General features: G+C 37.6%; 23 protein-coding genes. 13 read left to right on the forward strand and 10 right to left on the reverse strand.

The window, feature by feature from the left end:
* Positions 1-801 precede the first annotated feature (801 nt).
* The 8 genes from HC965_RS09005 to HC965_RS09040 all read left to right on the forward strand — a co-directional run bounded on the left by HC965_RS09005 (position 802) and on the right by HC965_RS09040 (position 6985).
* Positions 802-1905: an SPFH domain-containing protein gene (locus HC965_RS09005; protein WP_191031175.1), complete on the forward strand. Its 1104-nt coding sequence runs from the start codon at positions 802-804 to the stop codon at positions 1903-1905.
* A gap of 33 nt (positions 1906-1938) precedes the next feature.
* A complete protein-coding gene (locus tag HC965_RS09010) occupies positions 1939-2664 on the forward strand; it encodes a hypothetical protein (protein WP_191031176.1) in 726 nt (241 codons plus the stop codon).
* Between the two features lie 2 nt (positions 2665-2666).
* On the forward strand, positions 2667-3053 hold the full coding sequence (locus tag HC965_RS09015; RefSeq protein WP_191031177.1) for a hypothetical protein: 387 nt from the start codon (positions 2667-2669) through the stop codon (positions 3051-3053).
* Between the two features lie 252 nt (positions 3054-3305).
* A complete protein-coding gene (locus tag HC965_RS09020; protein ID WP_191031178.1) occupies positions 3306-5096 on the forward strand; it encodes a WG repeat-containing protein in 1791 nt (596 codons plus the stop codon).
* Between the two features lie 77 nt (positions 5097-5173).
* Positions 5174-5821, forward strand: a complete 648-nt coding sequence (locus HC965_RS09025) for a hypothetical protein (RefSeq protein ID WP_191031179.1) — start codon at positions 5174-5176, stop codon at positions 5819-5821.
* Positions 5822-6031: 210 nt separating this feature from the next.
* Positions 6032-6271: a DUF3791 domain-containing protein gene (locus HC965_RS09030; protein WP_191031180.1), complete on the forward strand. Its 240-nt coding sequence runs from the start codon at positions 6032-6034 to the stop codon at positions 6269-6271.
* Positions 6241-6759 (forward strand): DUF3990 domain-containing protein, encoded by a 519-nt coding sequence (locus HC965_RS09035; protein ID WP_191031181.1) that lies wholly within the window; start codon positions 6241-6243, stop codon positions 6757-6759. Before HC965_RS09030 ends, HC965_RS09035 begins: the two co-directional genes overlap by 31 nt.
* Entirely contained in the window at positions 6734-6985 is a 252-nt protein-coding gene (locus tag HC965_RS09040; protein WP_191031182.1) for a hypothetical protein, read from the forward strand. Before HC965_RS09035 ends, HC965_RS09040 begins: the two co-directional genes overlap by 26 nt.
* A gap of 109 nt (positions 6986-7094) precedes the next feature.
* On the opposite strand, the gene HC965_RS09045 is transcribed toward HC965_RS09040, so the two are convergent.
* The 4 genes from HC965_RS09045 to HC965_RS09060 form a co-directional block, all read right to left on the reverse strand.
* A complete protein-coding gene (locus HC965_RS09045) occupies positions 7095-7649 on the reverse strand; it encodes a hypothetical protein (protein WP_191031183.1) in 555 nt (184 codons plus the stop codon).
* Positions 7636-8679, reverse strand: coding sequence for an ATP-binding protein (locus HC965_RS09050; protein WP_191031184.1), 1044 nt, complete (start codon positions 8677-8679; stop codon positions 7636-7638). The genes HC965_RS09045 and HC965_RS09050 overlap by 14 nt, the downstream gene beginning before the upstream one ends.
* A 132-nt stretch (positions 8680-8811) precedes the next feature.
* Complete coding sequence (locus HC965_RS09055; RefSeq protein WP_167965109.1) at positions 8812-9339, reverse strand: FHA domain-containing protein; 528 nt, start codon at positions 9337-9339, stop codon at positions 8812-8814.
* A 20-nt stretch (positions 9340-9359) separates the two neighbouring features.
* Complete coding sequence (locus HC965_RS09060) at positions 9360-10436, reverse strand: SPOR domain-containing protein (RefSeq protein WP_191031185.1); 1077 nt, start codon at positions 10434-10436, stop codon at positions 9360-9362.
* A 90-nt stretch (positions 10437-10526) separates the two neighbouring features.
* Here HC965_RS09060 and rfbC point away from each other — a divergent pair, with 90 nt between their 5' ends.
* From rfbC to HC965_RS09075, 3 genes are read left to right on the forward strand one after another with little or no spacing between them, the layout of a single operon-like run.
* Entirely contained in the window at positions 10527-11075 is a 549-nt protein-coding gene (gene rfbC / locus HC965_RS09065) for a dTDP-4-dehydrorhamnose 3,5-epimerase (RefSeq protein ID WP_191031186.1), read from the forward strand.
* A gap of 28 nt (positions 11076-11103) precedes the next feature.
* Positions 11104-12417 carry a UDP-glucose/GDP-mannose dehydrogenase family protein gene (locus HC965_RS09070; protein ID WP_191031187.1) on the forward strand — a complete coding sequence of 438 codons (1314 nt, stop codon included), beginning with the start codon at positions 11104-11106 and terminating at the stop codon, positions 12415-12417.
* Positions 12418-12452: 35 nt separating this feature from the next.
* Positions 12453-13250 carry a DUF4738 domain-containing protein gene (locus HC965_RS09075; protein WP_191031188.1) on the forward strand — a complete coding sequence of 266 codons (798 nt, stop codon included), beginning with the start codon at positions 12453-12455 and terminating at the stop codon, positions 13248-13250.
* 11 nt (positions 13251-13261) lie between these two features.
* Here the strand turns inward: HC965_RS09075 and HC965_RS09080 are convergent, their stop codons facing one another.
* Both HC965_RS09080 and serB read right to left on the reverse strand, forming a co-directional pair.
* Entirely contained in the window at positions 13262-14521 is a 1260-nt protein-coding gene (locus HC965_RS09080; protein ID WP_191031189.1) for a DEAD/DEAH box helicase, read from the reverse strand.
* Positions 14522-14567: 46 nt separating this feature from the next.
* Complete coding sequence (serB, locus tag HC965_RS09085; protein ID WP_167965097.1) at positions 14568-15797, reverse strand: phosphoserine phosphatase SerB; 1230 nt, start codon at positions 15795-15797, stop codon at positions 14568-14570.
* 266 nt (positions 15798-16063) lie between these two features.
* Between serB and HC965_RS09090 the strand changes: the two genes are divergently transcribed.
* The gene (locus tag HC965_RS09090; RefSeq protein WP_167965095.1) at positions 16064-16567 is read left to right on the forward strand and encodes a thioredoxin family protein; all 504 of its coding nucleotides are present in this window, start codon (positions 16064-16066) and stop codon (positions 16565-16567) included.
* Between the two features lie 165 nt (positions 16568-16732).
* Here the strand turns inward: HC965_RS09090 and HC965_RS09095 are convergent, their stop codons facing one another.
* From HC965_RS09095 to lon, 3 genes are read right to left on the reverse strand one after another with little or no spacing between them, the layout of a single operon-like run.
* Entirely contained in the window at positions 16733-17830 is a 1098-nt protein-coding gene (locus HC965_RS09095; RefSeq protein ID WP_022137496.1) for an LptF/LptG family permease, read from the reverse strand.
* A 3-nt stretch (positions 17831-17833) separates the two neighbouring features.
* Complete coding sequence (tgt, locus tag HC965_RS09100; protein ID WP_191031190.1) at positions 17834-18964, reverse strand: tRNA guanosine(34) transglycosylase Tgt; 1131 nt, start codon at positions 18962-18964, stop codon at positions 17834-17836.
* Positions 18961-21429, reverse strand: coding sequence for an endopeptidase La (lon, locus tag HC965_RS09105; RefSeq protein ID WP_191031191.1), 2469 nt, complete (start codon positions 21427-21429; stop codon positions 18961-18963). Before lon ends, tgt begins: the two co-directional genes overlap by 4 nt.
* Positions 21430-21661: 232 nt before the next feature.
* Here lon and HC965_RS09110 point away from each other — a divergent pair, with 232 nt between their 5' ends.
* Positions 21662-22372, forward strand: coding sequence for a tRNA1(Val) (adenine(37)-N6)-methyltransferase (locus HC965_RS09110; RefSeq protein ID WP_191031192.1), 711 nt, complete (start codon positions 21662-21664; stop codon positions 22370-22372).
* A gap of 290 nt (positions 22373-22662) precedes the next feature.
* Here HC965_RS09110 and HC965_RS09115 read toward each other — a convergent pair whose 3' ends face one another.
* Entirely contained in the window at positions 22663-23547 is an 885-nt protein-coding gene (locus tag HC965_RS09115) for a hypothetical protein (RefSeq protein ID WP_191031193.1), read from the reverse strand.
* Position 23548: the final 1 nt, after the last annotated feature.

Here is a 23548-nt window from a genome sequence, read left to right on the forward strand (position 1 = left end):
AAAACCGGAGTTTAATTTTTATATTATCAACTTCTCTAAAGATATCATTAATGAGAAATAATTTTTATCTTTGTGGCGCTGTAACGATGTACGTCGTTCAACATCGTGATTATTTGATGAAAGTGTTTAGCTTTTATCCTTATACAGGAAATCTGGTAAATTTCAAAAGACATAAGGATGGCACACTCATCACTTGTATTGATATGTGTAATTTCATTACATATACTTTATGAGTGTGGGGTATTGTTTATTTATGTCTTGGGCTTACCAGAGCCTCCTGTATAGATAGACTAATAACTCCACACTTTTTTTATTGTTTTATATAACTGCTATTGGATTTGTGGTAGTGAAATTAATTCTACTTATTATGACAAAATTACTCTTATAATATATGCTTTTCATTTCTCTTAAAGAACCATTTTTGAAGAAATAATACTCTCATTAGAGCGCCATATTGAAGAAAAAACCTATCTTTGCAATTGTTAAAACACAATATGTGTTTTAGCAGACATAAGAAAGCGTTTTTGCTTTGTCCCGAAACTGAAATTCGCCAAATTTTATTCTAGTGGGCAGAGGCAATATGACGCTCATTCTGTTTTGTATATGTTCTTATAGCCTATGCTGTATCCATATATCAAAATGGCGTGAGAGTATTGTTTCTTCTCGTTCATACTAGAATAGGCGTTTGGCGATGCCTCAGTTTCGATGAACTGGCAGACAAGTCTCACGCCTTTCTTGTATCCAATAAATTAATAATCATTGCTGATTTAGGAGACTTATAGGCATATAGGAGGAGTAATTATGTCAATAATTAAATCTATTCATTGGGAACAAGACAACTCAAAGGAATTGGTTTACAAATTTCCTTTCAACAATATTGCTTTCGGCAATATATTAACTGTAAACGAAAGTCAAGAAGCTTTTTTCTTTAAAAATGGAACTCTTTGTGACTCATTTACTTCTGGTAGGTATACCTTATCTTCTGCCAATCTACCGTTATTACAGAAACTTGTAAACTTAGCTAGTGGAGGTGAAACTACTTTTATTACAGAAATTTGGTTTGTTAGTAAGTTGGATAAAAGAAATTTGCTTTGGGGAATTGGTGGATTACGCATTATTGATCCATACTTCCAGATACCAATTAAATTATCCACTAGAGGACAATATGGAATTCGTATCTCTGATGGAGGGATATTCTTAAAGAAACTTATCGGAACAATTGGATTCTGTGATATATCGTTAATAGAGGACCAATTCCGTATAGATATAGCAGAATCGGTAAAGGTTTCTATTGCAAAGTATATGAAGGAGAACAAAGTTAATATCAATGAACTAGGAACAGAATATAGAGAATTGGCAAAAGATATAGCAAAGAATTTGCAGATTACTTTTGATGAATACGGAGTAGAAATACTTAATTTTAATATTGAAGATATATCTTTTGACGAAAAAGATAAAGGATACCAGACTGTTATGGATGGAATAGCTGAGCAAGCAAGATTAAGTAAACTTGGAGTCAACTATTTACAGCAGAAACAACTGGATATCGCTCAGGCAGCAGCAGGAAATGAAGGAGCTGGAAATTTTATGGGAATAGGTATGGGATTAGGAGTTGGAAATAATCTTGGAGAAGTGGTAGAAAACTCAATAAAACAAAGTGGTCTGACCTCAGTACCAACCAGAGATGTACCACAATTATCATCTTATTATGTAGCAAAAAATGGTCAGATTACGGGAGCATATGGTAGCGATATTATCCAAAGTATGATACAGCATAAAGAAGTAACAGCTACCACATATATATGTAAAGTTGGTAGTCAAACATGGATACTAGCGAGTGAAGATCCTGATATATCTAAAATTCTATCTCTGATGACTCCACCTCCCCCACCACCAACATTCTAAATAGCAGGAACACCAATTAAAAACAAAGTTATTATGAGAAATAAAATTATACTCATTGCTACAATATTACTGACAATTGTATGTACTATTGTCGTATACATATTACTATTTGAAGAGCAGAACGCGCTCTTTTATATCAATGTCGGGATAGCTTGTTTTGCGGAAATAATCTTATTGGCTAATATTCCGATATTATCAAGTGGAAAGCTGTTAACTATCAAAAATGCCTCATTATCCATATCTCTAAACCTATTTGCTATTGTGATATTTCTATGGACAACTGGATGCAGTCTATTAATGAAGCAAGATGGTAATCTGAAAATTCTGTATATTGGCTTATTGATAATTATCACTATATTATTTGTTATAAATGGAGCAATCATTATAATAGCTAGTGAAGTTGCCGAAAAGCAGGCAAAGAATATTCAAAGTACTATAGAAAATAAAAAAATATTTTCTATAGCAATCGATAGTTATTGGATCGAAACTAGGAATGGACTGGAAAATATAAACTCTGACTGGAAAGACAAGACATTGCAGTCATTTAAAATAGTACTTGACAAGATATCTATGATTCCATCCAATAAACTTGATAAACATTCAGATATCGCTAATGAACTGACAAGAGAACTGAATGAAATTCATGACTTATTTCAAAAAGTAGCAACGGAAGAGGAGACTAGTGAATTTCAATCATGTATTACACTAAAGATAAGCCACCTTAAAAACTATATACAAACAATTAAATCATCATTATAATTATGCAGGAAGAAATTAAATGCCCCAAATGTGGTGGTAATAAATTTAATGACCGTGGAAATGATACATATAGATGTATGTATTGTGGAACTACATTTGGTGTGAATAAACCGGAGGAAATCAAACCTCACGAAATTGTAAATCAAGCTAATACTTCACCGAACGTTACAGTAAATGTAAACCTGGATACCTCAAGGCTGCAAAAACCTCAAAGCAGTATGGAAAAAGAAGTTGCCAAAGGGATAGTCGGTGGAGCAGGAATGGCAGCAGGTGGCTGTCTGACTGGTACAGCTATAGCTATTATAATACCAATAATTATTTTCCTTTTTATTATAGCCTTTATCAATGGTTGTGTAGAAGGATGTGCTTCTGCTCTTCGTGGTTTCTAGATTGTACAAACGATATATAAGGATAGGAGTTAACTTAAGTTGGTTTTATACAAGATTAATATGGAAAATCTGATTGAATTATCGTATACTGAAGTGATATTAGTATTTGTAGCGTCCTGCATTGAAAGTACGGCATGCCGATTAGGTAAATCATATCAAGAAGTTTTTGTCCGCATGAAGCGTGTAGGCATGATTGAGAAAATCCTTAGCCTTTGACTTGACTGAATGCAATTAATTTTAATATATACTATTATGAGAAAATTGTTTTTATTGTGTATGGCTATTTTTCTGCTGTCAGCGTGTGGCCATAAAGAGGAAAAAGTGTCTTATCTAGCGTTTAAAACAGATGTAAAAGACCGTTGGGGGATAATCGACCAAGAGGGCAAGGTTTTGTTTGAAAATGAATTTCAGGAAGAACCTGTCGCTATAATGAATGATAGATTTTTTGTGAAAAACAATGAAGGGTTGTACGAGTGTTATACTTTAGAAGAAAAACCTAAAAAGATAGGAAAGGAGTATGTATCTATACACCCATTTGTAGAAGATGTTACTCCTGTAGTAGAGGAAGATCAGCCTATTTCATTTATTGATAAAGATGGAAAAACAGTTTGTACTTTCGATAAATATGAGAATAAAGCAGTGATGAAAATTACAAATTTCTCGGATGGATTAGCGGTTTTTCAAACGGAAGATGACTTGTTTGGATATGTAGATACTAAAGGCAAAGTCGTGATCAAACCGCAATATGCGGGTGCTTCTATTTTTCAAGAAAAGATGGCACTGGTTAGGGATAAGGATGAAAAGGTTTTTGCCATTGACCGTAAAGGAAAGAAATTGTTTGATATAAATACTTCTCAACTGTCTATCTTTCAACCTTATCATAGTGGCATGCTTGTGTTTTATACGAAAGATAAAGATGAGCCCGGATGTTTGGATAATAAAGGTGAGAAAGTGATAAAACCTTCCTCTAGGTTCGATATAATAGATGCTTTTGAAGGTGATGTAGCTCCTGTTAAGGAAGGAGAATATTGGGGTTTTATAAATAAAAAAGGAGAGGTGTTAATACGGGCGAAGTATCAAAGCGTAAACTTTTATAATTCAGAATTTGCCTGTGTGATGGATAAAGATAAATGGGGAATCATAGATTATAATGGTGAAATTCTTTGTGATTTTGAATGCGATGAGATAATGCCTTTCTATAATGGAAAATACGCTTATGCCAAAAGTCATGATTATTATGTACTAATAGATAAGAGAGGAAAAGAAATTAATAAAAAAGAGTATTCTTTTATTCGATATTATCGGGCACCAGAAGAACAGATAGAGTCTGATTATTTGGATTATGAAGGAGTGTTGCGTAAGGAGTTAAATATTAGTATGACTGGAGCTGATGGAATTTCTTTTTCAGATACTCCAGGAGTGGTGTATAATAATAAAGATGAAAAATATTCTAAAGAGGATTATAGGGGTTACAGTTATATCCTTTACGAGAAAGATACTAAATATTTTAATTTGGTAGTCGCCAGCCGATTTCCAGAAGAAGTTGTTACACCTATTAAAGAAAGAGTTAATTACGGTTGGGGATTCTATGATGAAGAAATAAAAGGATACAACTTTAACAATAAACAAACGGTTACAAGTATTAATATATATATTACTGGAAAAGGAAAGGCTAATAAAAAATATGTAAACATGATCAATGCAATAGAAAAAGTTTTTATTCACTTGGGATTCAAGGTGGAAAAGAAGGGAGAAGGTTCTCCGATTTTATTCCAATTTGATAATAAGGCACGAGCCATGGTTTATAAAGATGATAATGATAAGATTCTGGTAGAATATACAAGTCCGAATTATTGGATTAGTGATGATTTTTGGCAAAAAATAAAAGGTCAGAATTACGGAACTAGAAGTAATTATAATCTTAGTGCTGAAAAGCGCTTTCGTAACACGGCTGATTCAATTAGAATAGCAGATTCTATTGCTGCTGCTGAAGCTATTGCTGCTGAAACAGCCGCTCAAAATTGGGAGAGAGTCAATGAATAAGAAAAGTAAAAGATTACTTTCTTTTTGTTTAGTTACTTTGCTTATGATTAAATAATTTCGAAAATAATTCAATTGATATGACTATGACAAAAGTTAGATGCGTTGTCCTATTTGGGCTGATTCTGTTTTCTGGTCAGATATTTGCTCAAAATTATATGAAGAACTTGGAGCGATTAAAAGCTAGATTACCCTATATAAATGCAGAAATTGGTGCTTATTCATCGTCTAGGCATTATGTGTTGTATATAAGACAAGATAAAGAGCCTAATTATGATGATTTTGATATGGGACAATCGTCTCTATGGTATTATGATTTGAGAACTCAAACGGAAAGGATGCTTTTCAGAAGTCAAGAAACTATTTTTAGTATAAAGCGAGATGGTAAGATAACAAAAGCTCCTTTGGAAGATTTAACTAAAATACAGATGCTTGGAAATAGTGATGGATTTCTTATTCATTCTCTTGAGTCAGCGACATGTATCACTTATTATTTATATAACTTAAATAATCCACATACATTGTTTTATATCGGGGCAGGAATAGACCTAAAAATTAATTCCAATGGTGTCATTGAAGTGGATAACATTGGATATTACCCTCAAGGAGGACGTTATTATAGAAAATGCTATGTCTCTCCTTCAGGTAATATAACTCTTGGAAAAGAAATAGTAGATGAAGAAACGGGTGTGGTGCATGATGCTAATATTTTGAAGAAGCATGATTGAAAAGTATTAGGATATTAGAACAATAGGGATAGTAATATTGCTAATAAATGTAATTTCTATCCTTTTTTCCTATCTATTTGAATTGACAATATCTCTTTCTCTAAGAAGCAGATGATTCAAAAACAATAAAAAGAAGATTAAACTTTATCTGTTTCCAGATATATTCATTAACTTTGTAATTAGCTCAAATTGGTTTTATATAGGATTAATATGGAAAATTTGATTGAATTATCACATACAGAAGTGACATTAGCATTTGTAGCGTCCTGCATTGAAAGTACGGCACGCCGATTAGGTAAATCATATCAAGAAGTTTTTACCCGCATGAAGCGTGTAGGCATGATTGAGAATTACATATTACCTTGCTATGATGTATTACATACTGAGAGTCGCGAGCATGTGACTGATAATATGATAGAATGTCTGACAACTTGGGAGGCAAAACAATGAAAATAACTGTATATCATGGAGGAACGGAACGAGTTGATGCACCTATTTGTCGTTTAGGAAGGGAGAATCTTGATTTTGGTCGTGGATTCTATGTTACAGACATCAAAGAGCCGGCTTGTCGTTGGGCTATTGCAACGGCTAAGCGACGCAATACCCAAGCTATTATTAATATTTACCAACTTGATAGAGAACTTGTTTTGGAAAAGGCTCGTTGTAAGGTGTTCAAAGCTTACGATTCGGAATGGTTGGAATTTATTGTAGCCAGTCGTCGTGGACTGAATCCTGCGGCAAATTATGATTATATAGAGGGAGGTGTTGCGAATGACCGAGTAATTGATACGATAAATTTATATATGTCTGGTTTGATGAGTGCTGATGTGGCATTACAGCGTCTTGCTCAACACCAACCAAATAATCAGATTTGTTTGTTAAACCAAGATATTACGGATAAATACCTTACCTATGATGGAACAGAATTGGCAAAGTGACCCTGTAAAGTCTCTTGAAATTCAAGAGATAATATTAAGTAATCGTATCGGTATCATTGCTGCCGAACTTTCAAAGCGCTTGGAAATAGCTCCAGTCAGAGCATTGCAATTGTTTTATGAAAGCAAAACTTGTGCAGACTTACATGACAAGGAAACGGGGCTTTATCTCTATGGTAATCTCTATATAGCTGATGAATTTATGCGAGAGTATCAAAATAAGCTATAAATTCATTCATCAGAAATACATCTGTCAGGCTGCCATTTTAGAGATTGGCACTGTCCAGAAAATTGTAGGCAGTGCTTTAGAAATCTTTATATTGCTGATGAATTTATGTCTATTCAAGGTTCACTTTTATTCCTTCCAACTCATTATTATAAGCGCGTGTATTGAGAATATCCACATCGGAAGTGAGCCAAGTCAATCGCTTTCGTAATTCTTTTCGTTTGGTGGACATATTGGTTTTGGCCCGTCGCAGTAAATTTTCGGTTGAAACATCTAATTCCACCCATGCAATTACCTTCAAGTTGCCATTTTCAATAAGGTGTTCCACATGGTTCTTCCATACATCTGGTAGATTTGTTGAATTTCGTGCACCGCCAATGATTGTAGCTAAAGAATCTTTCACTTTTTGAGCAATCTCTACCGTAATGTCGTCTTTCTCTCCGGTTAATCGCTGCACATTCTTTTTATCGCCGTATCCTCTAAAACCTTTGACTTCAATAAATAATAAGATTTTATCTGCTTCATTAAATCCAATAAAGTCTATACACCGGGTTTCAGGTATTTGTTTGCATATCTTTTGGCGATAATCAGCTTCCTCATCCAGTTGGTAAACTTCCCATCTATCATCAAATCTGAAAATAAGACCACTCTCCTTAAATTCTTTCATTGTGCCTCTTTATATATTCGTTCTCCAAATCATAAAAAGCCGAATATTCTTCCAAAATAGGATTATGGGCTATATTTACTAACTGATCAGCAACTTCTGCTTCTACTTGATGCCCATTTTTATACAAACTAAAGAAGCGCATTGCCGGACTAGTTTCCGCAGCATATTCTGCCATCATCGATAACTTATGTGATAATAGATAATCATGTGTTGACAAAAAAATCTGGACTCCATGCTTTCGTGCTAGTTCCATTAATAAATCAACAATAATTGAGATTAGGTTCGGATTCATATTTGACTCTGGCTCATCCCAAAATAGGATACTACCCGGCCTTAGTTCACCGTTGATACACAGGTACAGGATAGTAGCCACTTTTCTTAATCCTTCTGCTACTAGATGAGCTTCGTATTCTTGGCTGTCATCAAGAACATAAAAACGATTTCCTTTTCGCATTACATCTATATTCCATTTTGCCAATATAGGAGCTAGTATGTCTTTGGCCTCTTTTAATGCTTCGTTTTTCAATGGGGAGATATCCATTGCTTTGGCTAAATCCAAATAGGTTTCATCAAAAGAAATCTCTCTCCGTTCGTATAGGCTAATGAATCCTTCAAATAACGAAAACATTTCTCTTGGGGGAATATAAATGAAGTGTGGCTGCTCGATATATACATTATTATCGGTCTTTACTAAGGATGCCCTTTCTCCGAAATTATAAGCAATATCTCCCGCAGTCAGCTTTACTTTTACCGAAGTAGCTCCCGATCCGTATTTATTAACCAAATGTCCCAAAGTATCAGGTTTGAAATAACCGATTAACTTCTCTGATAACAAATCTCCGAACTTGTCTTTGGTTTTTGATGTTGATTGGTTAAACAATGCATTGGCTTTCATAGATGCTGCCAAACATTTTAATATGTGGGTTTTCCCGGTTCCGTTACGGCCTATAAGAACATTGATGCCTTTGCAGAAATCAAAGACAGAATCATCAAAGCAGGTAAAGTTGTTTAAATATAAATGTTCAATCATTATTGCTATGTTATTTTAATCCCATTGAGAATTCATTGCGAAGATAATAAAACAATTTTACCCACTCATCTTTTTTCGCAATTTCTTATTCTAAATAACTGCAAAATATTCAAGTATAATAAGATTAGGGTGCTATTCAGCCGCATGTAAAATAAACGTAGTAGCCCCAATAGTCACAATAGCTCCGTCTTCAATACGAATACGATCTTTATCCCCAAGAATTTCATTCATAAGAAATGTTCCTGTCAGGCTGGGAGCATCGCGTAATGTATAAACAAGTTTTCCTTGTTTATTGCGTTTTATATTGATGATGCAGTGACGGCGATCCATACTCATATCGCCACTTTCGATAGGAGTATTAATATTGGTTCCTACGCAACGGCGTCCTATGACATTATCTCCTTCTTGTAATGGAAGTATTTGTTTGAATCCAAAGACATTTTCGATTACTGTGATATATCCGAACTCTTCCTTGTGTGCTTCGGCTTCCTCTTCCAGATTTTCTTCGTTTCTAAGGGCTTTTACTTTGCTTTTCCCAAGCCGGATGCTGAATTGTTTGCCACAATGTTCACATTCAAATACAAGTGATTGGCCTTCACTATATTTGGTTTCATCAAAATAAAGATAATTCTCACATTTGGGACAAAGAACTCGTTTCATGCTTTTAATAAGGGGATTTTTTATTTAGCCAGTAACCAGGCATTCTTGTAGGTTTCATTTTTTCTAAGCTCCAATAGCTGTTTGGTAGCTTCTTCACGATTTGCGAATGAACGGATGCTGACACGTACTTTACCGTCTGTGTTCAGTGCTTTTGCTTCTGCAAATCCTTTTGAATTCAATTGATTTGCCATAGTTTCCGCATCTTTAAGACTAATTCCGCCTGCTACTATAATATGATAAGGATGATTCACATTCGCTTGTGCCTTGACAGATACAGGAGCGGGGGCAGCTTCTTGTTTGGCAACTTTTACTTCTTTTACAGCAATAGGTCTTGATGTCTGCGCTTTATCCACTGTCAGTTTTGGAGTGGATGAAGTTTTGACTGAAGCAGAAGTCTTCTTTGTTTGTTGCGCAACATTGTTCTTTACGTAAACAGGAGTTACTGCAACCGATTGCTTCTCTATTTGCTCAAAAAGTTCGCCAGGTAATAACTGTGCATAATTGTTTTTCTGAACATCGGTATTCTCTACCGGAGTTGAAAAAGCAAAGAACAATACGATAGCGGCAATCATGGCGGCTGCATTACGAAGGAATGCACGATTGATGCTGATTTCATAAGTTTTCTTCTCTTTTTCCAAATTGGCAGGTACTAATACCTTTTCTCTCTGCTGCAACGTGGATAGTTCGTGCATTTCAAAAGAGTCCAAGCCATAGAGTGAAGGAGTCGTTATCTTATAATCATAAGGGATAAATTCATAATTCCCATAAATGTTATAATGAATCTCACCTATATTCTCCAAATGCGCTTTACCTTCCTCATGAAGAAGCCCGATAAACTCGCTTACTTCCTTTTCTACGATGCGGTTGGCATCAGCAAAACTCGTATCGTAAGCTGACATATAAGATTGTACTAATACTCCGTCATTCAGCTTTAATTGAGGATTAAAGCCAATTGTGCGGGTAGGTGGTAAAAAAAGATTCTCTTCTTTTACATGAGTTGCAGGAGCGTAATGCGCTACAAATCCACCAAATCCCGGAACGATAACGCAATCGTTTTCCAGTAGTAAAACCTCTATATGTTGTGCCAATTCAATCATGTCTGCAAAATTAAGAGATAAATTGAATATATCCCAGAAAACTACGAAAAATTCACTACTTTTGCATCGTTTTATTTATTACTATTAACGATGAACTATATACAGACGGAAATAGACGGAGTGTGGCTGATAGAGCCGAAAGTGTTCTCCGACGAACGTGGCTATTTTATGGAAGCCTTTAAGCAAGAAGAGTTTGAAGCCAATATCGGACCTGTAAATTTTATACAGGATAATGAGTCGAAATCTTCTTTTGGCGTATTGCGCGGATTGCATTATCAGAAAGGTGAATATAGTCAGGCTAAATTGGTTCGCGTCATTAAAGGTGAAGTGCTGGACGTTGCCGTTGATTTGCGTAAATCATCACCCACATTCGGAAAACATGTGTGCGTATTGCTTAGCGAGGAGAATAAGAGACAGTTTTTTATTCCACGCGGTTTTGCACATGGTTTTGCTGTATTAAGCGAAGAAGCCATCTTTACGTATAAGGTAGACAACAAGTATACTCCACAGGCAGAAGCTTCTATTTTATATAATGATGAAACATTGGGAATAGATTGGCCGCTGACTGATTCGCAGATGGTATTGTCTTCCAAGGACAGAGAGGGCGCGGCTTTCAAAAATGCTGCATATTTTGAATAACTTCTAAACAAACAATAAAATATAAAGTATGAAAATTGCGATTGTAGGAACCGGATATGTAGGTCTGGTGTCAGGTACATGTTTCGCTGAAATCGGCGTGAATGTAACTTGTGTAGATACTAACAGCGAGAAAATAGAATCTTTGCAGAAAGGAATCATCCCGATTTATGAGAATGGATTGGAAGAGATGGTGCTCCGTAATATGAAAGCAAAGAGATTGAAGTTTACCACGTCATTAGAGAGTTGCCTGGATGATGTGGAAGTGATATTTAGTGCTGTGGGTACACCGCCTGATGAAGACGGGAGTGCTGACTTGAAATATGTGTTGGAGGTAGCCCGTACTATCGGTCGCAATATGAAACAATATAAACTGGTGGTTACCAAGAGTACAGTTCCCGTAGGTACTGCCAGTAAAGTTCGCGCAGTCATTCAGGAAGAACTGGATAAAAGAGGAGTGAAGGTGGACTTCGATGTTGCTTCTAACCCGGAATTTCTGAAAGAAGGAAATGCAATCAGTGACTTTATGAGTCCGGACCGCGTGGTAGTAGGAGTAGAGTCGGCACGTGCGGAAAAACTGATGTCTAAGTTGTATAAGCCATTCTTATTAAATAACTTCCGTGTGATTTTCATGGATATTCCGTCTGCCGAAATGACTAAATATGCGGCAAATTCAATGTTGGCAACCCGTATCAGCTTTATGAATGATATAGCAAACCTTTGCGAGATAGTTGGTGCGGATGTAAATATGGTACGTAGCGGAATTGGTTCAGATACGCGTATTGGACGTAAATTCTTATATCCGGGCATTGGATATGGCGGCTCTTGCTTTCCTAAAGATGTGAAAGCCCTTATTAAAACCGCAGAGCAGAATGGATATACAATGCGAGTGCTTAGTGCTGTGGAAGAAGTGAACGAACAGCAGAAAAGTGTTTTGTTCGAAAAGCTTATGAAGCATTTTAATGGTGATTTGAAAGGTAAGACCATCGCTCTTTGGGGCTTGGCATTCAAACCGGAAACTGATGATATGCGCGAAGCTCCGGCACTAGTCTTGATTGATAAGCTGCTGAAAGCCGGCTGCCAGGTACGTGCGTATGATCCGGCTGCCGTACAAGAGTGCAGACGTCGTATTGGAGATACAATCTATTACGCTTGCGATATGTATGATGCGGTACTTGATGCTGATGCTTTGATGTTGGTTACCGAATGGAAAGAATTCCGTTTGCCCTCATGGGCTGTCATCAGAAAAACAATGGCGCAGCAGATTGTGTTGGACGGACGTAATATATACGACAAAAAAGAGATGGAAGAACTCGGATTCGTTTATCATTGTATTGGTAAATGAAAAAATAAGAGTATCTTTAGGCAAAACTAAGACAGATGATGAAATATGTGGCTATATCGTTAATGGTATTTTTTTCTGCGGCATGTAGCGGCAATAAGAATCCAAATTCTCCCGAACAGAGAAAAGAGGATACGAATGCTAAGGAACTGTTGCAGGGAATTTGGCTGGACGATGAGACTGAAAGCCCGTTGATGCGTGTAGAAGGGGATACTATCTATTATGCCGATGCGCAAAGTGCTCCGATTACATTTAAAATCATGCGGGATACTCTTTATACTTATGGTAATGATACAACTTATTACAAGATTGATAAGCAAGGGGAGCATATATTCTGGTTTCATGCCATAACAGACAACATCATCAAGCTGCATAGATCTGAAGACCCTAATGATTCATTGTCATTTGCCCGTCAGGAATTAGTGATTCCAACTTATAATGAAGTAACTCAACGCGATAGCGTGGTGACCTATAATGGCACTCGCTATCGTGCTTATGTCTATATCAACCCTTCTAAAATGCGGGTTATAAAAACTACCTATTCCGAAGACGGGATTAGTATGGATAATGTATATTACGATAATGTGATGCACATCTGCGTTTATGAGGGTAAAAAGAGTTTATTTGCCAGTGATATTACTAAACAGATGTTTGACCAGGTAGTTCCCGGAGATTTTTTGATGCAAGCTATTTTATCTGATATGAAGTTTGTAAAAGTAGACCGGAATGGTTTTCATTATCAAGCTGTTTTAGCCATTCCGGAAAGTTCTATATATAGCATTGCAGATATTGAAGTAAGTTTTGAAGGAAACTTAACCATCACTTCTACGAAATAACGGATTTCGTATTAATTCTGCCTGGGAGAGGGGCGATTGTTGCCTTTTCCACCATTGTTTTTTCCACGGAAATTTCTTCTTTTTGAGTTGTTGCCATACTTACCTTTATTGAAAGAGCGCGGCTTGTATTCCGGTGCTTCTCCCAACTCTGCGGGAATAGGTATCTTATAGATTTCTTTTTCCAGGAAATTCTCAATACTTTTAAAGTTACTCTGTTCTTTTTCGCTGACAAATGTAAGCGCTACTCCATCATTATTGGCACGTGCCGTACGTCCGATACGATGCACATAGTCTTCACTGTCATGGGGAACATCAAAGTTGATAACCAGACGGATGTCATCAATATCAATACCACGGGCAACAATATCTGTGGCGACTAATATATTGATTCGGCCGGCTTTGAATTCATGCATCACTGCTTCCCGTTGAGCTTGTTCTAGATCCGAATGCATTTCTCCGACATTCAATTTCATTGATTTCAAAGCTTTAGCCACCTCTTTCACTTTGATCTTGGAAGATGCAAAGACGATGACACGTTCGGGAACTTCGTCCACAAAGAGACTGCGTATAATTCCCAGCTTTTGATTTTCATAACAAACATATGCAGCTTGTATAATCTTATCAGCAGGTCTTGAAACGGCCAGCTTTATTTCCGACGGATTATTCAGGATAGTATTTGCCAGTTGTTGTATCTTGGCGGGCATGGTCGCAGAAAACATGATAGTCTGTCGTTCTTTCGGCAAATACTTCACGATCTGCATGATATCCTCATAGAATCCCATGTCGAGCATCCGGTCTGCTTCGTCCAAAATAAAATAAGAAACCTTGGAAAGATCTACATATCCAAGGCTTAGATGGGCGATCAGGCGTCCGGGAGTGGCAATAACAACATCTGCTCCTAATGTGAGACCTTTTTTCTGTTGCTCAAACAAGATACCATCATTTCCGCCATATACGGCAACACTCGATGCCGGCATAAAATAGGAAAATCCTTCCATTTGCTGGTCTATCTGTTGAGCCAATTCCCGGGTAGGAGACATAATGACACAATTGATTGCATCTTCAGGATGTTTTCCTTCAGATAATTTATTCAGTACAGGAAGCAGGAATGCTGCTGTTTTACCTGTACCGGTCTGTGCTACGGCTATCAAATCTTTCCCCTCAAGTATGATTGGGATTGCTTGTTCCTGAATAGGAGTGCATTCGTCAAATCGCATGGCATCAAGCGCCTCAAGCACATTTGCGTTTAATTGTAGTTCGGAAAACTTCATTCTTTTATTTAATTTGTCAGCAAAGATAATTTATTTTTCGGTCTAATTACATATTCAAATAAGAATCTTTGAATCCGAGGAAATAGAGCACTCCGTCAAGCCCGATGGTATTGATAGATTGCTTAGCGTTTGCCACTACTTTAGGCTTAGCGTGAAATGCGATTCCCAGTCCGGCAACTCCCAGCATGGGGAGGTCATTAGCGCCATCTCCTACGGCAATAGTCTGTGCAATATCGACTTTTTCCACTTGGGCGATCAGTCGTAGTAGTTCAGCCTTTCGTTTGCCGTCTACAACATCTCCCAGGTAGCGTCCGGTCAGCTTTCCATCTATAATTTCCAGTTCGTTTGCATATACATAATCTATGCCATATTGCTTTTGCAGGTACTGACCGAAATAAGTAAATCCACCGGAAAGTATCGCGATTTTATACCCGTATTTTTTCAGTACATACATCAGCCTGTCTACTCCTTCTGTGATGGGCAAGCTTTCAGCTATTTCTTGCATAACAGATTCGTCCAAGCCTTTCAGTAAGGCTACGCGGCGAGTAAAGCTTTCTGTGAAGTCTATTTCACCACGCATAGCGCTTTCCGTGATCGCTTTTACTTCATCACCAACGCCGGCACGGATAGCCAACTCGTCGATTACTTCTGTCTCAATCAACGTAGAGTCCATATCGAAACAAATCAGACGGCGCATACGACGGTACATATTATCCAGTTGGAAAGAGAAATCCATATCCAGTTCGCTGGCTAACTTCATCAGACTTTCCTGCATAGCAATACGATCCTTAGGAGTACCTCTCACTGAAAATTCGATGCAGGCACGAGTACGTGCGTCTGTATTGCATTCATCCAATGGAATACGACCTGTCAGACGTTTGATTGCATCAATATTCATGCCTTGTTCTGCCAATACTTTTGTTGCTGCTGATATTTGGCGTGCAGAAAGTTTGCGGCCAAGTACAGTCAGGATATAGCGGTTTTTTCCTTGCATACCCACCCAATTCTCGTATTGTTCTGTTGTAATCGGTTCAAAGCGGATGGTAACTCCTATTGAAGATGCTTTGAACAACAATTCCTTCATTATAAAACCGGAATGTCTTTCCTCACTTTTGAAGAGAATACCTAATGACAATGTATTATGAATATCTGCCTGACCGATGTCAAGGATGGTAGCATCATATTTGGCTAATATTTCAGTCACAGATGAGGTAAGTCCCGGACGATCTTCGCCGGTAACTCGAATCAGAATCAATTCAGTATTTGATGGTTGCATAAGAAATAGACTTTTATCCTGCAAAAGTAGAGAAAAAAGTTCGTTTTTATGCTAAATAACATAAAAAGTTATACCTGAAAAGTGAGATTTTTGCTTATTTGCTTGGAAGTTTATTTAATAATAACTTACCTTTGCACCCGGTTTCAAAAATAAAGGCTCTGATAATCAGCGGATTCCTCTTCGCCTGATGCCTGAAAAGACAACGTTTCGGGAAGAAACCACTGTTTAAGGACAGTCCCGGATAGTATTAACTAAAACCGAATTACATGAAGCATGTAAAGTGGATTTTTGTTGTATTACTAATTTGTTCCTTGACCGCTTTCGTTGAGAAAGACAAACCTACCGGAGGTTTGAGTGAGGGTGATGTAGCCCCGGATTTTAAAATCGAATCTACATCAAATGGGCAATCCGCCTTTAAATTGGGAAATTTGAAAGGGCGATATGTGTTGCTAAGTTTTTGGGCAAGTTATGACGCGCAGTCCCGGATGCAAAACGTAAGTTTGAGCAATGCGCTTCGTTCTTCTCATAATGTGGAAATGGTTTCTATTTCATTTGACGAATATCAGTCAATTTTTAAGGAAACCGTTCGTAAGGACCAAATAGTTACGCCCACTTGTTTCGTGGAAACAGAAGGCGAGGATTCCGGATTATTTAAAAAATACCGTTTGAACCGGGGATTCACTAACTATTTATTGGATGGAAATGGTGTAATTATAGCCAAAAACATCTCTGCTGCAGATCTTTCTGCTTATGTAGAAAAGATTGGTTGACAATCTTGAGAATGTAAGGAGAAAGGGGTATTTTCCGAATAAAGCACCATCTGGTGAATGACGGAGAATAGACAAAAGAGGAAATGGATACAACAAAAAAGTTCCGCCTATACTTGCTTTAAGCAAGAATAGACGGAATTTCTATTTTATCTATATCCTTAATTCTTATTTAGGAGCTTTTTGATATAAGAAGAAAGCAATACCTGCATAGAGGATATTCGGAATCCAAACTGCAATGGCAGGAGGTACGTTTCCGTTGACGGCAAAGGTTGAAGTAATCGTTTGGAACAGGATATACGAGAAACTTAATCCAAGTCCTATACCCAGGTGAAGCCCCATACCACCTTTCGTTTTTCGTGATGAAAGAGATACGCCGATAATTGTCAGGATGAAAGAGGCGAATGACATGGCAATTCGCTTGTGATATTCAATTTCAAACTCTTTGATGTTAGCGAATCCTCTTCGTTTCTGTTTTGCAATATAATCACTTAATTCGGGGCTGGTCAACATTTCCTGCTGGTTCTTCATAATAAGGAAGTCAGAAGGCTCCATGTTGATAATAGAGTCAATCCGGTCACCTTTGGTGATCTTCTCTTTTAATCCATCCAATTCACGCACCATATAGTCGTGAATAGTCCATTTATGAACGGTAGTCGTATCGTAAGTAATACGGCGTGCAGTTAAATGCGAAACCAGTTTCTTATCGACAAATTTATCCAGTGAAAAGCGGTTTCCGGTTTTCATCGCATTATTATAATTGTCAATGTACGCAATGACACCGCTATCAACTTCTAACTGGACATTACGTGCAGTATTCTGCTTTTTGGGCTTGATATACCGGTCTTCGAAGTTCAGACGTGTCACACTTCCTTTCGGGATTACGTATGAACTAAGCATAAAGGTAGTCAATGCAATAATGGCGGCAGAAATCATATAAGGGCGCATCATTCTCTTGAAGCTCATACCAGTAGAGAACATGGCAATAATTTCAGAGTTCTCTGCGAGTTTGGAAGTAAAGAAAATAACAGCAATGAATACAAACAACGGACTGAACAGGTTGGAGAAATAGGGAATAAAGTTCATGTAGTATTCAAGAATGATTTTACTCCATGGGGCTTCATGTTCCATCAGCTTGTCCATCTTCTCGTTAAAGTCGAATACCACTGCGATAGAAATGATTAGTGCAATAGCAAATACGTATGTCCCCAAGAATTTCTTGATGATATACCAGTCTAGCCGTTTTATAAATCGATTGCTTTTCATTCTTTATAATCTAGTTGATACTCTTTTGACCATCATCGGCTTCCAGGTCGAGAAATCTCCTGCAATGATATGTTTTCGTGCTTCACCTACCAGCCATAGATAGAAGGCAAGATTATGTATAGAGGCGATTTGCATTGCCAATAATTCTTGTGCAAGGAAAAGATGGCGTAAATAGGCTTTGCTGTATAATGTGTCTACACAGGAAGCTCCGTCTGCTTCGATGGGAGAGAAGTCCATTTCCCATTTCTTATTTCGCATATTGATAATACCATCTTTGGTGAACAACATGCCATTTCGTCCGTTTCGTGTAGGCATTACGCAGTCGAACATATCCACTCCACGTTCGATTCCTTCAAGAATATTGACGGGAGTGCCTACTCCCATTAGATAGCGAGGTTTGTCTTTGGGAAGAATCTCATTGACAATCTCGATCATTTCATACATTTTGTCTACCGGTTCACCTACTGCCAAACCGCCGATAGCATTGCCATCCGCCCCTTTGGAAGCGATAAACTCAGCCGATTGCTTGCGCAAATCGGGATAGACGCATCCTTGAACGATGGGAAAAAGCGACTGATTGTAGCCATATTTAGGTTCCGTTTCATTAAAACGTTTTATACATCGGTCGAGCCACCTGTGTGTCAATCCCAATGACTTTTTGGCATATGCATAATCAGAGTCTCCCGGAGGACACTCGTCGAAAGCCATCATAATGTCGGCACCAATCGTACGTTCGATGTCCATCACTTTTTCCGGAGTAAAGATGTGTTTGCTGCCGTCAATGTGTGAACGAAACTCAGCACCTTCTTCACGGAGCTTTCGGATTCCGGCTAATGAGAATACTTGGAACCCGCCACTATCAGTCAGCATGGGACGGTCGAAACTGTTGAAGCGATGCAGGCCACCTGCCTTTTCAATCACGTCCAATCCCGGGCGTAAGTAGAGGTGATAGGTGTTGCCCAGAATAATCTGTGCCTGAATGTCTTCTTTCAGCTCTGTCATATGTACTCCCTTGACAGTGCCCAGTGTGCCTACCGGCATAAATATAGGTGTCTGTATCTGCCCGTGGTCCGTGGTTATCAGACCGGCACGGGCATTACTTTTAGTGTCTGTATATTGTAAGTCAAATGTCATTCCTGGCTAGCTTTCTTTACAGATAAATCAATGGCATCCGCAACCTTTTCATTGGTCAGTGCGATGGCGAATACTTCTTTTATGTCGTTTACATAGTGGAAAGTCAATCCTTTCAAATAGAGATCCTGAATTTCGTCTATGTTCTTTTTATTCTCGGCACTCATGATGATTTCCTTGATTCCGGCACGTTTGGCTGCTAAAATTTTCTCTTTAATGCCCCCAACCGGAAGTACTTTGCCACGAAGTGTGATTTCTCCTGTCATGGCAAGATTAGCTTTCACCTTTCGTTGTGTCAGGGCAGAAGCCAAAGAAGTAGCCATAGTGATACCTGCGGATGGACCGTCTTTAGGAATTGCTCCTTCGGGTACATGAATATGGATATTCCAGTTATCAAAAATCTCTTCATTCAAGTTCAGGATAGAAGCGTGCGCTTTGATATATTCAAGTGCCAGCATAGCAGATTCTTTCATTACATCTCCCAGGTTACCGGTCAATGTAAGGCGTCCGCCTTTGCCACGGCTCAAACTGGTTTCTACGAAAAGAATTTCACCACCTACGGCTGTCCATGCCAATCCGGTAACTACACCGGCATACTCATTTCCCTGATACTTGTCACGTGTATATTCCGGTGCTCCCAAGAAATCATACAAGTCGGCAGGTTTGATTTCCGTTTTGGCGAAATAACCATCGGTTGCGTATTGACGAGCTGATTTACGGAGAATCTTACCGATTTTCTTTTCCAGTTCACGAACGCCGCTTTCGCGGGTATATGATTCAATAATCGCTTCCAGTGTGTCTTTAGGAAGTTTGATATTTGTCTTTTTAAGTCCGTTGGCTTCCAGCTCTTTAGGTAGTAAATGCTTGCGGGCAATCTCGACCTTTTCTTCTGTGATATAACCGCTTACTTCAATCAATTCCATACGGTCAAGCAATGGACCGGGGATTGTATTCAAATTATTGGCTGTTGCAATAAACAGTACTTTTGATAGATCATAATCTACATCCAGGAAGTTATCATGGAAAGATGTATTCTGTTCCGGGTCAAGAACTTCCAGTAATGCAGAAGAAGGATCTCCCTGACGGTCGGCACTGACTTTATCTATTTCATCCAAAATAAATACCGGATTGGAGGCACCTGCTTTTATCAAGCTCTTGATGATTCGTCCCGGCATAGCGCCTATATATGTTTTGCGGTGACCACGGATTTCAGCTTCATCATGTACGCCGCCTAAAGACATACGTACATATTTGCGTTTGAGTGCAGACGCAATGGACTTGCCGAGGGATGTTTTACCAACTCCCGGAGGGCCGTATAAGCAGATAATCGGTGATTTCATATCATCCTTCAATTTCAATACTGCCAAATGTTCCAAGATGCGTTCTTTCACTTTTTCCAGTCCATAGTGGTCTTTATTCAACGTCTTCTCTGCATTTTTGAGGTTCAGATTATCAGTTGTGTAAACGCCCCACGGAAGGTTGAGCATTGTTTGCAGATAATTAAGCTGTACGCTGTAATCCGGTGATTGAGGATGAGTGCGTTCCAGTTTCGCGAGTTCCTTCATGAAAGTCTCTCTGACTTCAAAATTCCAACGCATTCTGTCTGCCTTTTGGCGCATTTCTTCTATTTCCTGTTCTTGGCCGCCACCACCCAATTCATCTTGGATAGTTTTTATTTGCTGTTGCAGGAAGTATTCACGTTGTTGTTGGTCAATATCTTCACGGGCACGCATCTGAATGGATGCCTTGATTTCAGCTAACTGTACTTCACGATTCAAAATTTCCAATAAGTGATAAGTACGTTCACGCAATGAATTGATGCTTAATAAATCAATCTTCTCGTCTTTCTTGAATGGCAGATTCGAGCAGATGAAGTTAATTAGAAACATCGAACTATTAATGTTTTTAATAGCAAATGCCGAATCTTGATGCATTGTATCCGATGATTTGATATAACGCATCGTCAAGTCCTTGCATGTCTCTACCAGGGCTTGGAATTCTTTATCGGTTTTATTCGGAATTTCTTCTTCCAGAAGTTCTATTTCACCCTTCAAATATGGATGCGTATCGGTAATACTTTTCAGACTCAAACGCTTCATTCCCTGAAGAATGACAGTGGTTGTCTGGTCCGGCATTTCCAATACACGAACAATACGTCCTATAGTACCGATATTATGTAAATCTTCCAGTTTAGGATCTTCCGTATGTGCTGATCTCTGACATACTACTGCAATATCTTTATGTTTTTTCTCAGCATCACGTATGAGCTTCAGAGAAGACTTACGACCAACCGTGATAGGCAGGAATACTCCGGGAAACAACACCATATTACGAAGGGGAAGGACCGGAAGAATTTCGCCAGATTTAATATTTACATCGAATGCATTCTCATCGTTACCATCATAGTCAGTAATTAACGAGAAGCCGTTGTTATCACCTACATCTTCCAATAAGTATCTTTCTTTCATCTTTTCGTTTTAATTTAGTTTATGTCATACAAATATGCATAAATCGTTTGCAAAGTTAATTGATTCTCTCTAATAATAAAGCACAGCTTGGAATAAAAACACAAAAACAATGCCAAAATATAGGGCGATAAACAAAGTATTCCATAATAATTATTTATTTTTGGCGGTTTGCAGTAAGAAAGTAGAATAAAACAGGTCTAAAATATTAAGATAATTAAGATAAGCAGATACAATGTCGAATCCTTATTTTCAATTTAAGCAGTTTACGGTGTGGCATGATAAATGTGCCATGAAAGTCGGCACAGATGGGGTATTACTAGGTGCTTGGACCCCTGTTTGGGAAGTCCGTCATATTTTGGATATTGGTACAGGAACGGGGTTAGTTGCTTTAATGTTGGCGCAACGCAGTCCGGTTGATACCAAAATAGTTGCATTGGAAATAGATGAATCAGCAGTAGAACAAGCTAAGGAAAATGTAGTCCGTACTCCCTGGAAGGAGAGGGTAGAAGTAGTTCAGGCTGATTTCATACAATATCAATCTTCTGATAAGTTTGATGTAATAGTTTCCAATCCACCTTATTTTATAGATTCACTTGAATGCCCGGACCAACAAAGGAATGCAGCCCGTCATAATAACTCCCTGACTTACGAGGAGTTATTGAAAGGAGTGGCTGGATTATTGGCAGAAGATGGAGCTTTTACAGTAGTCATTCCGGCAGATGTAGCAGATAGGTTAAAGACAATGGCTCTGAAATGGGATTTATATGCAGTTCGTCAATTAAATGTGGTAACAAAGCCTGGCGGTGCACCAAAGCGGGTATTGATTACCTTCTCTTTCAATAATCAAGAATGTATTATAGAGAGCTTATTGACGGAAATAGCTCGTCATCAATATAGTGAAGAATATATATCGTTGACTCGGGAGTATTATCTGAATCTGTAAAATGTGTTATATAATAGCTGCAATTTGTGAGATATAGGTGAAAATCTGTTCAAAGATAGTTCAAAGATTTGATCTCTTTATTCTTGTTATAGTAGTTGGAAGTTACTATATTATATCGAAATAAAAAAGCCGATACAAAAAGTATCAGCTTAATTATATGGAGTTTAACTTGTTTTTTTCGTCGGGGTAGCGGGAAAGTCACTCCATACGTTCTATACACTTCCTATGCTGATATTTTTAGTCTATAATTGTCAATCGGTTGATAATCGTCTATTAATGTCTATATTTTATTATATAAGGTGTATTCTAAGGATTTCACTTTCAATAATAGTCAGATTCAATGTATACTCTAGTCTGCTTTTTAAATTAGAAATTACATTCTCTATATCATCTAATGGAACTAAATTATATATGAATACCTCATTTTCTTTATCAATAGTTTGTTTCGCTACAAGACAAGTAGGTATTATTTCATAAATATTCTTTTCTATATCCTTATATTGGGATTTTATAGATTTATCAAATATAAGTTTTATATCTACTATTCTCTTTGGGGTAGAACGTTCTGTTTTTAATATGGGGATTCTTTTCTCAATATTATCAAGTTTGTTAATAATATATAGTAATGAATTCTTTTCCTCTTTATCTTCAAGGCGTTCTATATTTTTTATAATAGATTTTTCTTTCGCGACTCTATAAATAGGATTGTCAATCTCTGTATCATTCAAAGTAGCTTTAATCTTCTTTTCCAGTTCAGACTTCAATTCTATTGCTCCAAACATGTCATCACAGTAAAATATAGTACGTTCTGTAGTTATGTCAAAAGGTAATTCCGTAGATTTTTCTGCTAAACATAAAATAGGAAGTCCCACAGCGTGTCTAATAGCAAGTTCATACATAACATTAGGGTTAAGTCCTGTTAAATTTGCTATTACTAATTTAGAGTCAAGTATTAATTTAATTACTTGATTAGTAATTGAACCACTCTTGTCTATTTCGTGTGCAGGAATTGCCTTGAAATTTAATTTCTCACATACGGGTCTTATTACATTATTTATCAGGCCATCTGTTTTTCTACGTATTATACTAGTGTCATCTCCAATGGGGGTGATGATAAAGCAAGTTTCAGTTTCTTGAACTTTTTTAGTTTCTTCTTTTAATGTTTTGTCAGTCATC

Origin of the sequence: Bacteroides sp. GM023 (genome assembly GCF_014750685.1) — a bacterium.
Lineage (GTDB): Bacteria > Bacteroidota > Bacteroidia > Bacteroidales > Bacteroidaceae > Bacteroides.

Excerpts from the sequence above, each read along its gene's own strand:
- HC965_RS09050 (WP_191031184.1), bottom strand. The coding sequence starts at position 8,679 with ATGATTGAACATTTATATTTAAACAACTTTACCTGCTTTGATGATTCT.
- HC965_RS09095 (WP_022137496.1), bottom strand. The coding sequence starts at position 17,830 with ATGAAAAGCAATCGATTTATAAAACGGCTAGACTGGTATATCATCAAG.
- HC965_RS09005 (WP_191031175.1), top strand. The coding sequence starts at position 802 with ATGTCAATAATTAAATCTATTCATTGGGAACAAGACAACTCAAAGGAA.
- HC965_RS09115 (WP_191031193.1), bottom strand. The coding sequence starts at position 23,547 with ATGACTGACAAAACATTAAAAGAAGAAACTAAAAAAGTTCAAGAAACT.
- HC965_RS09075 (WP_191031188.1), top strand. The coding sequence starts at position 12,453 with ATGATGAAATATGTGGCTATATCGTTAATGGTATTTTTTTCTGCGGCA.
- HC965_RS09070 (WP_191031187.1), top strand. The coding sequence starts at position 11,104 with ATGAAAATTGCGATTGTAGGAACCGGATATGTAGGTCTGGTGTCAGGT.
- HC965_RS09035 (WP_191031181.1), top strand. The coding sequence starts at position 6,241 with ATGTCTGACAACTTGGGAGGCAAAACAATGAAAATAACTGTATATCAT.
- HC965_RS09055 (WP_167965109.1), bottom strand. The coding sequence starts at position 9,339 with ATGAAACGAGTTCTTTGTCCCAAATGTGAGAATTATCTTTATTTTGAT.
- HC965_RS09080 (WP_191031189.1), bottom strand. The coding sequence starts at position 14,521 with ATGAAGTTTTCCGAACTACAATTAAACGCAAATGTGCTTGAGGCGCTT.
- HC965_RS09040 (WP_191031182.1), top strand. The coding sequence starts at position 6,734 with ATGATGGAACAGAATTGGCAAAGTGACCCTGTAAAGTCTCTTGAAATT.
- serB (WP_167965097.1), bottom strand. The coding sequence starts at position 15,797 with ATGCAACCATCAAATACTGAATTGATTCTGATTCGAGTTACCGGCGAA.
- rfbC (WP_191031186.1), top strand. The coding sequence starts at position 10,527 with ATGAACTATATACAGACGGAAATAGACGGAGTGTGGCTGATAGAGCCG.
- HC965_RS09015 (WP_191031177.1), top strand. The coding sequence starts at position 2,667 with ATGCAGGAAGAAATTAAATGCCCCAAATGTGGTGGTAATAAATTTAAT.
- HC965_RS09020 (WP_191031178.1), top strand. The coding sequence starts at position 3,306 with ATGAGAAAATTGTTTTTATTGTGTATGGCTATTTTTCTGCTGTCAGCG.
- tgt (WP_191031190.1), bottom strand. The coding sequence starts at position 18,964 with ATGACATTTGACTTACAATATACAGACACTAAAAGTAATGCCCGTGCC.
- lon (WP_191031191.1), bottom strand. The coding sequence starts at position 21,429 with ATGAAAGAAAGATACTTATTGGAAGATGTAGGTGATAACAACGGCTTC.
- HC965_RS09030 (WP_191031180.1), top strand. The coding sequence starts at position 6,032 with ATGGAAAATTTGATTGAATTATCACATACAGAAGTGACATTAGCATTT.
- HC965_RS09060 (WP_191031185.1), bottom strand. The coding sequence starts at position 10,436 with ATGATTGAATTGGCACAACATATAGAGGTTTTACTACTGGAAAACGAT.
- HC965_RS09110 (WP_191031192.1), top strand. The coding sequence starts at position 21,662 with ATGTCGAATCCTTATTTTCAATTTAAGCAGTTTACGGTGTGGCATGAT.
- HC965_RS09025 (WP_191031179.1), top strand. The coding sequence starts at position 5,174 with ATGACTATGACAAAAGTTAGATGCGTTGTCCTATTTGGGCTGATTCTG.
- HC965_RS09045 (WP_191031183.1), bottom strand. The coding sequence starts at position 7,649 with ATGAAAGAATTTAAGGAGAGTGGTCTTATTTTCAGATTTGATGATAGA.
- HC965_RS09010 (WP_191031176.1), top strand. The coding sequence starts at position 1,939 with ATGAGAAATAAAATTATACTCATTGCTACAATATTACTGACAATTGTA.
- HC965_RS09090 (WP_167965095.1), top strand. The coding sequence starts at position 16,064 with ATGAAGCATGTAAAGTGGATTTTTGTTGTATTACTAATTTGTTCCTTG.